This is a genomic window from Enterococcus sp. DIV1283b (assembly GCF_051710965.1).
In the GTDB taxonomy this organism is placed as follows: Bacteria; Bacillota; Bacilli; order Lactobacillales; family Enterococcaceae; genus Enterococcus_B; species Enterococcus_B lactis.
Map to the genome: position 1 here is coordinate 2,026,795 of NZ_JBIOLR010000001.1, position 16,550 is coordinate 2,043,344.

The window sequence follows — 16,550 nt, forward strand, 5'->3', positions numbered from 1 at the left end:
TTCCTCCTCAATGTTTTCTTTATAATGTCTACATTACAAAGAGTAACAAAGAGAAGGAAATTCTTCAATAGTTATGCCTAGTCGTCTTTTTCTCCTTGGCCTACTTCTTCTTCAAAAACCTCAGTTTCTTTGAAAATGAACAACTTGCTGAAAATGTAATTAGCTAGGATAACAATAATTTGAGTGATAATTTTTGCCACATATTCATTGCTGTTCATGACATTGATTAATAACACCATTGCTCCCATGTCCAACCCGTAAGAAAGGATGCGGTAAAAGAAGAACTTACCACATTCAATAAGTGCATGTGTAAAATTCGGTGATTTTGAATGGAATACCCAAAGTTTGTTCGTCACAAAAGCAAACAATACAGAACAAAACCATGAAATAGAATTGGACAGAGCCATACTTAAATCAAAATATTGGCGTGCGAGGGCAAAACTAACAAAGTTCACAATCGTAGCCAAACCACCAAAAAAGAGATAAACCAGTATCTCCCAATATCCCTTTGCTTCTAAATATCCTTTTATTTGTCGATACTGCTTCATGAGCCAACCTACCTTATTAGAAATTCTTATTTATCATACTCTATTTTTCAGTAACTTTCATCTTTATTTAAAAAAATTAATTTTTTTTGGTCTTTTACATGTGTCTCTGCTTGGATCGTTACATGTGTAATCCCATACTTTAATTTTAATAAAGAAGTTATACGCGGATATGCCTTTTCAATCTCGCTTAGCAGCTGATCTTCAAAATCAATATGTCCGTCGAAAATAATAATCTTTTCGCTATACTGCCAAATATGGACATGATGAACATCTTTTACCCCTTCGATTGCTTTGATTTCTTGCTCCATTTTTTCATAGTCGATTGTAGGCGCACTTTGTATCAAAATAGCCGCAGCTTTTTTAATCACTATTATCGCTTCTAACAATATATATATCGAAATGACCAATGTAATAACTGGATCAATCCAATAGATACCGAAAAATCGAATCAAAACTGCTCCGATAATCACACTTATCGAAGACAGTGTATCGCTTAACAAATGCAGATAACTAGATTTTATATTCAAACTTTCGTCTGCTTCTTGTCTCAACAATAACGTCGAAAACAAATTCGCGAGCAATCCGATAACTGCTACTATCAGCATCAAATGACTATTTATCTTTTCAGGGGAATTGAACCGTTTGAATGCTTCAGCAGCTAAAAACAAGGATAATATGATCAGTATGAATGAGTTGATGAAAGCACTCAATATTTCTAAACGCTGGTAGCCATACGTATGCTTTTCATTTGCTTCTTTTTGTGCCATTTTTTGTGCTCCATAAGAAAAAATGATTGCTAATGTATCACTAAGGTTATGAAAAGCATCTGAAACAAGAGACAAACTTCCCGACGCAATCCCTCCAATAAATTCTGATAAAGTGATCACCGCATTCAGCACCACTACCCCAAATAGCTTTTTTGATGATCTCTGTGGCTGTGTATGCACGATTCGTTCCTCCATTTTATTTGTATTGGATAATCTTAAATCAAGAATAACATTTTTTTGATATTTCACCAATCATTCAGATGTTTCCTTAAAGCACTTGTATTTCACTTGATACTTCGCTAGAATTGCAAGTGATGACACTACTAGATGAGGAGTACTTATGACAACAAAACAATTAATTATCAGTTCCTTTATACGATTCAAAGACCTTAAGGAGGCGAGAAACGTTCCATTTTGGAAAGCTATTGTCTATCTTCTGGTTTTGAGTGTAATTATGGCTCTGCCAATCTCTTTTCAAGTTTTTCAAGTCTTAAATAACATTCAATTGGACGGACAAAAGATTGCTACCCGCATTCCTGATTTTACAATCCAAAGCGGACAGCTTCAAACAAAAGAAAAAGAAGGTTTCATTTACCAAACAAACTCCATTATCTTTACATTTGATCCAGAGGGAAAACGTACAGAACAAGACATCTCTACTGATTTGATGGGAAATTTCGTTAGTGTCGGGATGTTAAAAGACAAACTTGTCATTGCTCTTCCCAATACAGGCACTACCTCTGCTTTATTGAACAATAATCAGTTAGAACTTCCCTACACCAATGAATCTTTAAAAAATTTAACAGGTAAGCAGCTTCGATCCTTCTTAAGTGAAGCATCTATACCGATTTGGGTAAAAGCTCTGACCTTTCTATTTTCGATTTATCCTAGTTTCTTGAATCTGCTGATCACTTTACTATTTGCCAATATCGCTGCTTTTCTCTATGCACGCTTTCGACTAACAAAAGCTACTTTCCTTGATTGCTTGAAGACATTGATCTATTCAATCTCGTTGCCGACTATCATTGCAACATTCTTGATGATCTTTCTCCCTTCTTTTGACACTAGTGCATTTATTGCTTTTGCAGGTATCTTTATTTTTGCTCAAGCTGTCAAAGGATGGTCAAAAATATCGATCAGTTAGAAATACAGACAACTTATTATTTCAACTTCAATAAACTCTTTTAGAGATTGTGATAGAAGTGCTTAGCTTCAAAAAATTTCGGCTTATTTCCGAAGAAGCTACTTCTGGAACATCGTGAATCAGAGGTTGTGACACATCTTTTGTCACAACTCTTTTTTATTTATACAATATTAATTTCTAAAAAAGCATGGCACTTCAAAGTTCTTCTTATATGCGCTACACTTAAAGTAAAGAAAGGCGGGTAATTAACTATGTCAGAAAGAATCATTTACGCAGATCGTCCATTTCGTGACGAATTTATCGAAGAAATCCATACTATAGCGCCTGGTTATGTCTTCAAGACAGAATTACAACCAGAGGAGCTACCAAATGTAGAGATCAGTTTGGGTTGGAACTCAAACTATCAAGAAAAACTATTAGCCTCTTCTAATTTGAAATGGGTACAGTCTATCTCAGCGGGAGTTGATCAACTCCCCCTTGAAGCATTTTCAAAAAAACATATCTTACTTTCAAATGGAAGTGGTATCCACAGTGAATCGATTACCGAGCACGTATTAGGAATCATTCTAGGTTATTCTCGTGGTCTTTTCCAAGCGCAAAGGGCACAGAGTGAAATGAAATGGTTAGGTTCCTCAATCCATTACCAACCTATCCATGGGAAAAAAATATTGATCATTGGAACTGGCCATATTGGAAAAATGATTGCAAAGAAAGTCAAAGCATTGGATATGATCTGCTATGGAATCAATACATCCGGTCATCCAGCAGAAGGAATGGAAAAAACTTTTTCTTTAAAGCAACTTCAGGAAGTCCTTCCAGAAGTAGATTTCGTCGTCAATATCTTACCTCTAACGGAGGAAACAACTGGTCTCTTTGATCAACACCTATTTGAACACTTTGATTCAAAAGCTGTATTTATCAATGTCGGTCGTGGCGCTTCTGTTAAAACGCAAGATTTGATACAAGCATTAAACAAGCAGCAACTTTCCTTTGCGGCATTAGACGTTTTTGAGGAGGAGCCTCTCCCACAAGATCACCCTCTTTGGAAAATGGACAATGTACTGATCACGTCCCATATTGCAGGTTTGACACCTGATTTTCAAAAGAAATTAATGTCTATTTTTTTAACTAATCTAAAAAGCTACCTTGCTACTCATGACCTTCAAACCAATCAAGTCAAATTGTCTGCAGGATATTGATAGCTGAATCAGCCTGCTTTAAACAAGAGGGTGTGACAAGTTGTCACACCCTCTTGCTTCTATTGTTTTTTAAAGTGATAGGTTGGTTCTTCTAGTTTTGGATCATAATCTACAAGCAAATCATATCCTTTAAAAAACCATTCATCTGCATCCTCAATAAAAAACAGTGTCCCATCTATTTCCACTTTCTTGACAGGATGTTCAGGCTGTTCCACTGACATCCCAATCGAAAAACCATCATGAACTTCTGTTTTGCCGTAGACTTTTCCAAAAAAACGTATTCCGTAAGTTTCTGGCAGATCGATTTCTGATTCAAACCATTTTTGTGCTTTTGGCGTTACTGTTAATTCCATCCTAACAACCTGCTTTCTATTGATTCATCTTATCGTCTAAAATATCCACATCGCCTGTCTCACCAATCACTAGCAGATTATCGTTTTCACGAACATATTCATCTGCTGCAGGTGAAGCGATCACCGTTTGATCTACTCTGCGAATTGCAACTACTGTTAAGTCAAAACGTTGTCTGAAATTTAATTCAGATAATGTTTTATTGAAAAATTTAGGATTGGATACTCGTATTTCTGCTAAAGAATATTTATCTGACAACTCTAGGTAATCTAAAATATTCTTTGACACTAAATTATGCGCAATCCGTATTCCCATGTCTCGCTCAGGATGGACGACGCGATCAGCTCCGATCTTTTCAAGTACTCTGGCATGATACTCATTTTGGGCTTTTGCTAAAATATTTGGTACGCCCATTTCCTTTACCATCAGAGTAACTAAGATACTGGCTTGAATATCTTCCCCAATAGCGACAATTACATGATCGAAATTTCTTATGCCTAATGATCGAAGTGTCATTTCATCCTGTGCATTTGCCACAACAGCATGAGTGGCTATATTCATATATTCATTGACTCGGTCTTCATTACTATCAATAGCCAGTACTTCTTGACCAGCTTCGATCAGTGTTCGGCAGATACTTCCGCCAAATCGTCCAAGACCTACAATTGCAAAATTTTGTTTCACCGTTTTCCTCCTTTAGTATCTTCTTTTCTCAGTATAACAAAGCCTTTACAAAAACAAAAGCAAGCATTCTTTTGCGGAAAAAGAGGTTGTAAAAGAGACGTTCAACATTGAGCAACGACAAAATCGCGCCTTATTACCGATAGCAGTCTCTTGAATACTGTTTATTCGGAAAAAGGGACTGCGACACGACTTTTGTCACAGTCCCAAACTTTCCCCACTATCTTTCTTGTATAGTTTGTTTCACTATAAATTTTCGCCAGTCACACTCTCTACAATTCCTTTGGCGATCATATCGATATTATTTCGGATATTTGCTACATCATTTGTATTCGTTATGAAGCCTAACTCAGCTAAACGGTAAGGTATCCCTCTTGATTGTAATACATTCATGTTTAGTAAGTCAGCTCGCAGATTGATCCCTCCTGTGTTTTGTACCGATCCCCAAAGACCTACATAATTTCGTATGACATTGGCGATTGCATAATTTTGTGCAGTCAATGAGTTCCCATTACGATGAGCGATTACATGACCGCCAGTGCTAACCCCAATGACGCCACTGTCTAAATGAAATTCTGATACAGAAGAAAATGAACTGCTAATCGTATATGCGCCTTGCATACGTTGAGAATCTTGATACATATCTGCAGCTGTATTATAAAAAGTGATCCGATTCCTCGTTAAGCGAGCAGCCCATCTTTGTAAATGAGGCATCAATTCTCCTCTAGTAAAATCACGCTCATTGACACCATTATAAGAAGCACCAGGATCATTGACTCCATGTCCCATCACAAATAGATGGTTAATAGAAGTCTGGTAAGGATTCGTCGTTGGTCCAGGGGCTGCTGCACCTTTTTTGACAATTATGACCTGGATTGCTTCCATTGGTAAATTCAATCTAGATGTTCCAGCATATTGATCATTTTTTGCCCAATCTAACCAGCCAAGACGTGCTGAATGGACTCGGTAATAAATGTCATAGAAACGATTTAATTGTCCAGTCAAACGTATTCGAACTGCCTCTGTATGAAGAGCTCTTCCAGTTGTTCCCGAAATCTCGTTATTTCTACTATAATTTTGCCAACCTATATTTTGTACATGACTTGTATACTCCACTGCACCAGGAAGTGGCGTGTTTGCTACATTGATTCTTAAAGCTTCTATCCTAGCGCTTTGCCCTGTCAGCCCCGCATTGTTTCCATTACTTTGAACAGATTGCCAGCCAATATTTCGTAAATGTGCTTGGTAGTTTATGGTTGGATTTTGTAAAGTATTTTTATCGTAAAAAGCCGTTCCTGTACCCGGAGCTACTTGTCCTTTCGGTACTAATTGGACTTCAACAGCTTCAACTTGATAAACAAATCCCGCAGTTCCTGCATTCTCCCCATTTCTTGCCCATCCTAACCAGCCAAAATTCGCCGAGTGGACACGATAATAGACATTATAATATTGACTCAGCTGACCTGTTAATCGTACTCTCATCGCTTCAATTTGAGCATATCGATCCGTGGTTCCTGCAATCTCATTATTTTTGACATAATTTTGCCAGCCAATATTTTTAACATGCGCACTGTATTCAATATCTCCAGTTAGTGTTGTATCTGAAATTTGCATTCTCATTGCTTCGATCCATAAGTTCTGTCCAGTCGTTCCAGATGTTGCTCCATTCATTTGATTACCCTGCCAGCCTTGATCTTTAACAAAAGACTGGTAGGAAATTACGGGGTTATTTTTCCCTTTTTCAATAAATGCATTGCCTGTAACTGGTCCAGTAGCCTCTTTTCTGACAAGTTGCACTTGGATTGCTTCCATTTGATATACATATCCTGCTGTACCGGCATTTTCACCATTTTTTGCCCATCCTAACCAGCCAAAATTTGCTGAATGAACACGGTAATAAATATCATATGTCTGAGCTAGCTGTTCAGTTAACCGAATTTTTATTGCTTCCATTTGCAAGACTCTTCCAGTCGTTCCCGAAGTTTCTCCGTTTTTCACATAGTCTTGCCAACCTATATTTTTAATGTGACTACTATACTCGATATCTCCAGTAACACCTGTACCAGAAGTAGATAGTTTAATCGCTTCAATCCACAAATTTCTTCCCGTGGTTCCAGCAGTCGCTCCATTCGTTTGAGTTTCCTGCCAGCCAATATTTTTGACATGTGTTTGATAGGTGACCGTAGGAGTCGCAGCTAACGCACTTCGTCTATAAATTGGTGAACGATCTGTGGTTTCGTCAGAAGTTTGTGCTGTTTCTTTTGTCTGAGATTCATTTTTTTCAGCTTCTACAATGACCGTGAATTCACCGAGGACTTTTTCAGCGTTCTTCAACTCTACCTTGGCTTCCCCAGCTTCTTTTGCTGTTACTTTACCGTTCTCATCTACTTCTACTACTGATGGGTTAGAAGATTCCCATAACGGATCCGATATAATACTTCCATCGGGGACATTCGTGTACGCAAGTTGTTTTGTTTCTCCTTTCTTCAATACTATAGATGATGAATCAGGTACGATAGAATCAGCCTCTTTTTGTTCTGGTTCCATATATTCGATCATCACTTTTACTGTCAATGTTTTTTCTGCTGCCTCTTCTAATACTGCGTCGTCTGAAAAATCTACTTCATAAATATAGCTTAATGGAGTCTGTTCGCTTGAATAAAAGTGACTTCCATCATACTGCCATTTTTCTGTTTCTAAAATCGTTTGTTCTTTCTCTGGTTTCAGCGTGTCATCATTTATTTCCCATTTATTATCCATTTTATTTGCAATACTTGTAACCGTTTGATTTTCTCCCTTAAAATACGTTAATTCGCTATTTTGGGAAAGATCAATTTTTGAAAGTTGGTTAGATGAAACATCTAAATACGCTAATTTCTTTAACTCGTGTACATCTAACTCTTTCAGCTCATTGTTTTGTACTTCGATCTTCGTTAAATGTTTAAAGAAATTGACTCCCTCTAGTGTCTGTATCTGTAACCCTTCCAAGTTTAACTGTGTTACTTCCAATAATTCATTTGATAAGTAACCATCTTTATCTGTATCAATCATTTCCAACAACCAATTTCGAAAATGATCATCAGGAAAATTGCTTTTATTGATTTCTATTTTTTCTGTTATTTCATTATTTTCTGAATATTCTCCAGAATCTTCTTCCTTGGCTGAGTCCTGTGGCAAGGAGTCGTCTGTACTTTCATGGGTTGTCGACTCACTCATTGGTTGTGTGGAAGTCTCTGTTGTATGTTCCGTTTTTATCTCATCAGAAGTGCTGCTTTGAGTAACAGCATAAGCATTTGGCGCAATTGATCCTGTCAATAACAACAGGCTTAAGAATAGTCCTATCCACTTTTTCTTCATAATTTTCTCCCTCGTTCTTTCGCTTTTCGGATAAAGTTTTCTCCTATTACTATTAAACTATAAAAAAAGAAAAATGAACAGTTGGTGAACAGAAAAAGAGATTAAAAACAGGATGAATCCTTTATTTTATGTAAAAAAAGAGGGTAGATTAGCTAAATCTTTCCCTCAAAAAATCATTATTTCACCAAACCATGTTTGAATGCATAGATAGCGGCTTGTGTACGGTCTTCCACTTCTAGCTTAGCCAATATATTGGAAACATGTGTTTTTACTGTTTTCAGTGTAATAAACAATTCGTCCGCTATTTCCTGATTACTTTTCCCTTCAGAAATCAGCATTAAAATTTCATTTTCCCGATTCGTTAGTTCTTCATGTAATACAGGCTCATTTCGCCGACTCATTTTTTCCATCATTTTTGTTGTCACTTCTGGTTCTAGTACTCGCTCGCCGCGTTGCGTTGCCCTTATAGCATCAGCAATTTCATGTGCGGTAGAAGTCTTCAACAAATACCCTGCTGCGCCTGCTTCAATGGCAGGATAAACTTTTTCGTCATCAATAAAACTGGTTACGATAATGATTTTAGCTTCTGGCCAATCTTTTAAGATTGCTTTTGTTGATTCGATACCATCCATTTCTTCCATGACTAAGTCCATTAAAATGACGTCCGGTCGAAGTGTCATCGCCTTCTCATAGCCTTGTCGTCCATTTTCAGCTTCTCCAATTACTTCAATGTCTTCTTGGATAGATAAATAAGAAGAGACGCCTAAGCGCACCATTTCATGGTCATCTACTAATAAAACTTTTATCATCCTTATCTATGCCTCCTTCATCAAAGGGACCTTGATTTCTACACTTGTACCTTGCCCTTTAAAACTAATGATTTTTACTGTTCCACCAATACCAGCTACTCGTTCTTTGATATTGTTCAATCCATAACTTCCCGTTTTCGTTTCATTCATATTAAACCCTGTTCCGTCGTCAATAATACGTAATAAAAGATTATTGTCTATTTTATGCAAATATACCTCTAATTCATTGGCTTTGGCATGTCTTAATGTATTTGATAACAATTCTTGAACGATTCGGAACAAGTGATCCTCAATGGAACTAGATAGTTTTACATCTTCTACATCCCATTTCAGCGAAATCTGGATTTTATTTTGCAATTCCTTCAATAACTGCTCGATACCTTGCTTTAAACTTTTCTCTTCTAAATTGACTGGACGCAGATGAAGAAGCAGCGCACGCATCTCAGACTGGGAAGCGTTGATGATCTCTGCTACCATTTTCAACTGCTTGCGGAACATTTCTGGTGTCTCGCTTTTTTCTGCTTGCTCCGTCAATGCCGACATCATCATCATTGCTGCAAACAATTGTTGCGAAACTGAATCATGCAGCTCACGGGCTAATCGATGTCTTTCTAATTCTAAAATTTCTTCTTTGGTTTGTCCATCTACATATTGGGGTCGGCTAGTTACAATTTGTAATTCACTAGATACTTCAATCATTTTTTCTTTTATTTTAGTGATTTCCATATCAATATCTTTGATGTATAAATCGTCCGATGCACTTGGGATCGGAAGAAGCAACAATTTGGATTCATAATTGCCAGAAGAGAGTGCACGCAGCTTTTCTTCAATTTTTCCGTATTTTGTCTTTTGAATAAGTGATAATAATAGAAAGACGATTAATCCTACACCTAAGGAAATGGCTAACAAATGGAAGATAAGCGGAACATATAATAAACGTGCACGCAGTAATTCTCCCCACCAATGACTTTGATTACTGGCATAAAAATAAGTGAAAAGTGAAAATAGAATAATAAGGAAAGCCGCAATCCCCGAATAAACAGCTAGCATCGCTCTGGATATTTTACCCATCATATTCGTATCACCTCGACATCTCCAATCAAGGTATTGGTAATAATCTTCAATCTACGAGGGTTTTCATCATAATCACTGCTGTAGATTTTGATTTGTTCATTTTTCAAAGAAAATTGCTCTTCTTCAAACAAGACATTTCCTACTAATGTCGCATGCTCTAATCGGATGGCTACGCCCAAAGGTACTAAGATCCGTGTTCTGCCTATCCCTTTTCTTACAATCACAATATTATCATCTTTTGGCAAAAGCGTATTGCCCAAATCTATGATAGTATCACCAGAAATGACGGCGATGTTGATATCGTCCCATTCATAGACGTCGTTTCCAATACGTTGGTTACCGAATAATTGCTGTCTTTTCCGCTCATTATTATGTGTTTTTAATTGCTCTGTTTGGACCATCATGATCTGTTTCTTTCGCCAAAAAGCATTTTTGGTTAAATCTATCCCTGAAATCTCTACACCTTTTATTCCAATAAATAAAACGGCAAATACAGCCATCATCCATAAAGCAGGACTGTTGACTAAGCTAAAAAAAATGACCAAACTTCCTAATATCAATTGAAAATTTTGAAATTTAGTACGAGGATGTTTGCGCATAGCTAGATATATATTAAAAATACCGAATATCACTAAAAGCAAAAGTCCAGTATTGTTTACGATTTGCCAAACAGCAAATAACAGCAGTAGTGCTTCAACTACCACAAAAAAACGCCAAGAACTATTCATCGCTCTTTCTCCCTCCTGACACATTCTCATTTCATCATACCTATTTTTTTAACTGTTGGCTATAGGACTTTAGATGTAAGATCGTTTGTTGAAATCTGAAATATACAAAGAGAAAAAGATCTAGAGTGTATCATCAGTAAGATGAACTCTCTAGATCTTTCAGTCAGACTACGCTTGTTCTACTTTGACGATTTTAACTAACATATCGCCACCTGGAGTAGCAATAGTTACTTCATCATTTTTACGTTTGCCAATCAATGCTTGCGCAATAGGAGAATCATTGGAAATTTTGCCAGAAAACGGATCTGCTTCAGCACTTCCGACAATCGTGTACTCTTCTTCTTCTCCATCTGGTAGTTCGATAAATGTAACTGTTTTACCAATTGATACCTCATCTGCATCTACACCGTCGTTATCGATGATTTGAGCAAAACGAATCATATTTTCAATTGTTGTGATTCTTCCTTCAACAAATGCTTGTTCATCTTTCGCTGATTCATATTCAGAGTTTTCGGAAAGATCTCCGAAACCGCGGGCAATTTTGATTCGTTCAATGATTTCTCCGCGTTTAACTGTTTTTAGTTCTTCTAATTCTTTTTCTAATTTTTCTTTACCTTCTAGAGTCATTGGATAAACTTTCTCTACCATGTGTAACGTCTCCTTTTTTCGATAAAATACCGCAAAAGGTAATCTTTTGAGGAATATAGTCCAAAAAAGATTACCACGCTTTTCTTCAAATGTAAATGTTTTTCTAAAAATGATCAATGTCTAGAGCCTGTTTTTCTAAGAATTATTTACATATTTTTCCACTAATTCCATATGTTCTTCATATGTTTTAGCGAAATAAACATTTCCAGTGCTCGTATCTGCTACGAAATAATAATAGTCATTTTCTGCTGGTTCTAATACTGCCTTGATTGCCTCTTCGCTTGGATTGTCAAAAGGTCCAGGTCCATAGCCGGTATTGGTATACAAATTATATGGTGAATCTACAGCTGTATCTTCATATGTCACTAATTCTTTGTGTTCACCTAATGCGTATAAAACAGAGATATCTGACTGAAGTGGCATATTTGCCTTGATTCGGTTAAAGAAGACTTGTGCAATGTTTTTACGATCGTTTTCTTTTACGCCTTCTTTTTCAACTAGAGAAGCTAGAGTTAAAACTTCTTGTACAGTCAAATTTTTCTGCTTGATAGCTGAATAATAGTTTTGCATGACCGTATTCGTCTTGTTCACCATTTCAATCACTAGATCCTTAAGCGAAGTACTCGTGTAATAATCATATGTGGCTGGGAATAAGTAACCTTCCAAACGGTATTTTGTGTTCTCAGCTTTAGATGCACTTTCCAACAGTTCTGGGAATTTTTGGTGCAACTCGTTAAAGAAAGTCTCATCATTCACTAAATCTAAAAATTCTTTCTTGTCTTTACCAGTTACCTTCGCTACCCGTTCAGCAATCTGATCGATATCGTAACCTTCTGGAATGGCAATTTTCCCATCTGCAACTTTTGTTGGCTCAGAAGTGCCGCCTTCTTGCAGCTGTTTGCCAATCTCGTCAAGAGTCATATTAGGCGCTAACTGATAATAGCCAGCTTGAAAGCCAGTTAAATTTTTAAATTTTGTATAATAATTGAAAACAATCCCGCTTTTAATAATATTGTCCTTCTCCAAAATCTCACCAATCTGCTTGTTAGAAGAGCCACTCGGGATTTCCACTTGGACTAATTGGTCATCTGATTTATCTAAAGGCTTCAACCCGCTATCTACATAGCGATACACGGTAAATCCAAGAAATCCGCCAATAATCAATAATGTAAGAGCAATCACTAAAATGATCTTTCTCACAATCTTATCTTCTTTTTTACGCAGATTTCTCCGCTTGTCGATTATATCTGCTGTAGCTGCCTTACTGGCTTCTTTTTTATCTTTACTTGGGTGTTGTTTGTTTCCTGACAAAACAACTCCTCCTTACTATCATCTTCGTAACTCTGTTTATTATACATGAAATTTCTACTGCCGTGAATTATTTTACCAAATATTATGTCAAAATTGTAAGTGGCAAATACTCTTTTTGAGGATTACAATGAAAAATAGTTAAAAATGGATAGAAAGGAATTAACATGTCAAAAGGAAAACATCGAAAAAAACAAAAAATTTCTATTTCTTTTCTTGTAATTTTATTATTGTCTGTCAGCTTCTTTTCAACAGGCATCATTATAGGAGGTCAATTAACAAAAACACCTCAGTCCCAAACTTATGAAACGGAGCCAGCACAACTTACTTCCAATTTAACGCCCGATGAGCAGATGCTTGCTAGCAAAATTGATCAATTACTACAAAAATCAGATTATATCGGTTCGATTTATGTACGCAAAAATAATCGCGTACTATTAGAAAAAGGATATGGATACGCAAATCTGCGCGTAAAAGAACCGAATTCACCTTCCATTTACTATCAAATCGGTTCGATTCAAAAAGCAATGACTGCTTTACTGATACTAAAACAAATCCAAACTGGCAAGTTAACTTTTGACACAAAGTTAGCTGAATTTTATCCTCAGATTCCTGGGAGTCAGCAAATCACAATCAAAAATATGCTTTATATGCGCTCTGGTCTTCATCGAACTGCTTCTCCCGACAAACCTATGTCGGATAGTGAAATCATTCAGTTCGCCCTTCATCATTTGAAACTTACTGATTATGATACGTATCATTATGAACCATTGAATTATACATTGCTTACAGGGATATTGATCAAACTAACGAATCAGCCTTATGAAACTCTTCTAAAGAAAGAAATCATTCGTCCTCTCCATCTAGAACATACAGATTTTTATGACAATGTAAAAAATTCGCCTCAACATGCTGTATCTTACCAGATGTCTGCAACTGACGATTATTCAAAAGCATTGATCGAACCTGAAACCGACATCCGAAATGAATTAGGCACAGGAAACATAAGTATGTCTGTTTATGACTTGAACAAATTCTTTACCAGTGTTCTTTCTGGCGGTATCATACCAAAAGAACTACTTTTCTCCTTGTGGCAAAATAATGGTGATAAACATCCTTACAGCGGCGGTGTTTACAGTGGAAATGATTATATCCTTGCTCAGGGAAATATCAATCGATTCCATGCAGTAGTAGCGATGAAAAAAGACACTAAAGATGCAATCGTCATGGAAAGTAATATCCAATCGGATAAGAACATCAAATTGCCGGCCACTGATTTAAGAAATCAGATTTATGAACTGATGGAAGGTGTTAATTTAAAAAGCTAAGTCGAAACAAAAAAACCAGCATCTTGCTGGTTTTTGTTTTAGTTGATTTCTGACTTTAAATACCGTTCCATTCCGCTCAATATATCAAATTTAGGCTGATAGCCTAAAGAACGAATTTTTGAAATATCTGCTAAAGAATCACGAATATCCCCTGAACGCTCCGCTTCATATTTAAGCGCTAGCTCAGTTCCTAAGATTTGATCAATTGAATGAATCAATTCAAGTAGCGTAGTGCTTTTTCCTGTACCGACATTGAATTGCTGTCCTAAAGCTTTTTCTTCCTTGGCAACAAGTAAAAGTGCTTGTATAACATCTTCTATATAAACGAAGTCTCTAGATTGGCTCCCATCACCAAATAAAGTAAATTCTGCTTTTTCTCCTACCAATTGTTTTTTGTATCGGTCCACTAGAATCGAAATGACTCCGCTATATGGAGAGTTCGGATTTTGATTTGGACCATAAACGTTAAAAAATCGGACAGCACTTGTTGGAACATCATACAAATGATGATAATCTAAAAAATACTGCTCTGCTGCAAATTTATCGATAGCATATGGTGTTAAAGGACGGATGACTGATTCTTCTTTTTTTGGCAGTGTTGGTTCATCACCATAAACTGCAGCTGATGAACTAAATACTAATCGTTTTAAATCAGATTGATATTTCCGTGCTAATTCAAGCAATAAAAGCGCACTGTCAAAATTTACACGATGTGTTTCTACAGGCCGTTCTACAGAATCTGCCACACTAGCTACAGCAGCTAGATGAAAAATATAGGCAAACTGATATTCTTTCATGATTCTTTCCATCAATTGAGGATCTGATACATCCCCCTCAATGAAAGTCACTTGTTTATCCATATCCAAGTTTTCTTTTTTTCCCATTGATAAATCGTCGACTACTACGATTTTGTTTTCTTTTCCCAAATAATTCGCTAGCGTTGAACCGATAAAACCAGCTCCGCCAGTAATCAATATAGTATCCACAAGTTTCACTCCAATTATGCATTCTCATACTTAATACAGTTAGTTTATCATTTTTAGCCAAGAAAAACTATATAAAGAATACACAGTCTAAATAGACTGATAGCCGAATTCTACAAATTAATCGCTTCAAAAATATAAAAACAGCAGAGCAAATTCTAGCCGAACCTACTCTGCATTATTTTATATTTCAATATAGCTTAACGTTCTTTTAATAACAAGCGAAATTCGCCAAAGCTAGCAAGGAAGCTGCGATGTACATATAGCAAATAAATCACATAAATCAAGCTATAGATACCTAGACTAATAAAGTCACCGCCAAACCAGATGTTACTAAAAATAAAAGCAATCGTCAGAATCGTTTCTACCAACTGTCTGTATCCAACAGGTAATTTCATTCCACGACAAAGAAAATATTCTGCTAAATTACAGCGAAACGCTAGACTCAACAATATCAAGCCTACTGCTAAATTCAAGTTACCTATCACAAATATAATGACTAATGAAGCCACTAACGAAAAGGATAGCGTCATCACGTTGACCATTAATATCGTTTTTTCTTTACGCAAGGTCTTTAAATACGTATTGATAAGCAAAGACATTCTTCCTTCATAAATAACGATTGGAAACAAGATTCCCATAAAATTCAGACTTTCCGTATATTCAGGTAGCCACATGGTCAAAACTATTTTTGCTGGAACGTAAAATAACAACAAACCGTATGTTAATGGAACAAATAGATCACGTAAAACACGGAATAATTCAGGCAGCCTTTGCTGATTTGTCCTTCTTAGTAATGGAAACATAACAATTCCTACTGCATTAACAAATGTTAGGAACATATTTGAAATACTCAGCGTAAAGGACAGTTTACCGAAAGTTTCGATTGACCATCGTTGTTGAACAAAGAACCGAATAGTTCCAATAATGAGCATGCTAGCAATACTGCTCAACATTAACTTACTACCGATGTTGATATTATCAAAAATTTCAGGGACAAGTTCTTTTAGCCCCATCATATTGACTTGCAACATATCTTTGACTCGAGTCATTCCCCAAAGCGTCACGATCAATTTAGAAGCAATATCCATAATGATCAGCCAATAAAAATCTCTGCCGCCTAAAGCAAAGTAAACAGCAATAAATAAGACATAAAGATATCGATCATTCCGAGAAAGCTGCGCATATTCTTTTATTCGATTCGTCGATTGGAAAATATAAAGAATAAAAGTTTTGACAATCGTAATCACTGAAACGACAGCTGTCAATATTAAAATGAGTGATTGGGAACTGTTTGGCATAAAGAAATAAGCCCAAACAACTATAGCTATTGAAACAAAGAACTCAAAAATCGTTAGATACCAAAATTGCGAACCTAATGAACGCTTATCGATATCTTTATACTCTTCCCCGCCTATTTTTAAGTAAATACCGTCGATCCATCCAAAATGCAAAAATCCTACGTACGAAGAATAAAATACATATAGTTGCCAATAACTATATTCAGTTACTCCTAATAATTTTGGCACGAATAAATTTAATAGGATCGAGATACCTAATGTAGCAAAATTTGCGGCTACTGTATAATATAAATTTTTCACTACTGATTTTGCTTTTTCATTCAT

The 16,550-nt window shown here is 36.3% G+C and carries 15 protein-coding genes; 3 read left to right on the top strand and 12 right to left on the bottom strand.

All coding sequences use genetic code 11. The annotated features are described in order from the left end of the window. Nucleotides 1-77: 77 nt before the first annotated feature. Nucleotides 78-548 (bottom strand): GtrA family protein, encoded by a 471-nt coding sequence (locus IGJ53_RS09970; RefSeq protein WP_002310319.1) that lies wholly within the window; start codon nt 546-548, stop codon nt 78-80. A gap of 47 nt (nt 549-595) precedes the next feature. Beyond that, on the bottom strand, nt 596-1,510 hold the full coding sequence (locus IGJ53_RS09975) for a cation diffusion facilitator family transporter (protein WP_038399215.1): 915 nt from the start codon (nt 1,508-1,510) through the stop codon (nt 596-598). Nucleotides 1,511-1,655: 145 nt separating this feature from the next. On the opposite strand from IGJ53_RS09975, the gene IGJ53_RS09980 reads away from it, so the two are divergent. Further along, nucleotides 1,656-2,459: a DUF1189 domain-containing protein gene (locus IGJ53_RS09980; protein WP_010733412.1), complete on the top strand. Its 804-nt coding sequence runs from the start codon at nt 1,656-1,658 to the stop codon at nt 2,457-2,459. Nucleotides 2,460-2,710: 251 nt separating this feature from the next. Then, a complete protein-coding gene (locus IGJ53_RS09985) occupies nt 2,711-3,658 on the top strand; it encodes a phosphoglycerate dehydrogenase (RefSeq protein ID WP_259741524.1) in 948 nt (315 codons plus the stop codon). Between the two features lie 59 nt (nt 3,659-3,717). On the opposite strand, the gene IGJ53_RS09990 is transcribed toward IGJ53_RS09985, so the two are convergent. The 8 genes from IGJ53_RS09990 to mltG form a co-directional block, all read right to left on the bottom strand. Continuing rightward, complete coding sequence (locus tag IGJ53_RS09990; RefSeq protein ID WP_002292868.1) at nt 3,718-4,011, bottom strand: HesB/YadR/YfhF family protein; 294 nt, start codon at nt 4,009-4,011, stop codon at nt 3,718-3,720. Between the two features lie 16 nt (nt 4,012-4,027). Next, nucleotides 4,028-4,693 carry a potassium channel family protein gene (locus IGJ53_RS09995; protein WP_002292869.1) on the bottom strand — a complete coding sequence of 222 codons (666 nt, stop codon included), beginning with the start codon at nt 4,691-4,693 and terminating at the stop codon, nt 4,028-4,030. Between the two features lie 243 nt (nt 4,694-4,936). Then, nucleotides 4,937-8,047 carry an N-acetylmuramoyl-L-alanine amidase gene (locus tag IGJ53_RS10000; RefSeq protein ID WP_010733410.1) on the bottom strand — a complete coding sequence of 1,037 codons (3,111 nt, stop codon included), beginning with the start codon at nt 8,045-8,047 and terminating at the stop codon, nt 4,937-4,939. Nucleotides 8,048-8,223: 176 nt separating this feature from the next. Beyond that, on the bottom strand, nt 8,224-8,856 hold the full coding sequence (locus IGJ53_RS10005; protein WP_002289153.1) for a response regulator transcription factor: 633 nt from the start codon (nt 8,854-8,856) through the stop codon (nt 8,224-8,226). A 6-nt stretch (nt 8,857-8,862) separates the two neighbouring features. After that, on the bottom strand, nt 8,863-9,930 hold the full coding sequence (liaS, locus tag IGJ53_RS10010) for a two-component system sensor histidine kinase LiaS (RefSeq protein ID WP_010733409.1): 1,068 nt from the start codon (nt 9,928-9,930) through the stop codon (nt 8,863-8,865). Continuing rightward, a complete protein-coding gene (liaF, locus tag IGJ53_RS10015; RefSeq protein WP_259741522.1) occupies nt 9,927-10,658 on the bottom strand; it encodes a cell wall-active antibiotics response protein LiaF in 732 nt (243 codons plus the stop codon). The genes liaS and liaF overlap by 4 nt, the downstream gene beginning before the upstream one ends. A 168-nt stretch (nt 10,659-10,826) precedes the next feature. Further along, nucleotides 10,827-11,306, bottom strand: a complete 480-nt coding sequence (gene greA, locus IGJ53_RS10020) for a transcription elongation factor GreA (RefSeq protein ID WP_002289156.1) — start codon at nt 11,304-11,306, stop codon at nt 10,827-10,829. A 135-nt stretch (nt 11,307-11,441) separates the two neighbouring features. Then, the gene (mltG, locus tag IGJ53_RS10025) at nt 11,442-12,617 is read right to left on the bottom strand and encodes an endolytic transglycosylase MltG (RefSeq protein ID WP_002289159.1); all 1,176 of its coding nucleotides are present in this window, start codon (nt 12,615-12,617) and stop codon (nt 11,442-11,444) included. 164 nt (nt 12,618-12,781) lie between these two features. Between mltG and IGJ53_RS10030 the strand changes: the two genes are divergently transcribed. Beyond that, nucleotides 12,782-13,942: a serine hydrolase domain-containing protein gene (locus IGJ53_RS10030; RefSeq protein ID WP_010733407.1), complete on the top strand. Its 1,161-nt coding sequence runs from the start codon at nt 12,782-12,784 to the stop codon at nt 13,940-13,942. A gap of 38 nt (nt 13,943-13,980) precedes the next feature. On the opposite strand, the gene IGJ53_RS10035 is transcribed toward IGJ53_RS10030, so the two are convergent. Both IGJ53_RS10035 and IGJ53_RS10040 read right to left on the bottom strand, forming a co-directional pair. Further along, the gene (locus tag IGJ53_RS10035) at nt 13,981-14,928 is read right to left on the bottom strand and encodes an NAD-dependent epimerase/dehydratase family protein (RefSeq protein ID WP_010733406.1); all 948 of its coding nucleotides are present in this window, start codon (nt 14,926-14,928) and stop codon (nt 13,981-13,983) included. Between the two features lie 197 nt (nt 14,929-15,125). Beyond that, nucleotides 15,126-16,550, bottom strand: coding sequence for a lipopolysaccharide biosynthesis protein (locus IGJ53_RS10040; protein WP_010733405.1), 1,425 nt, complete (start codon nt 16,548-16,550; stop codon nt 15,126-15,128).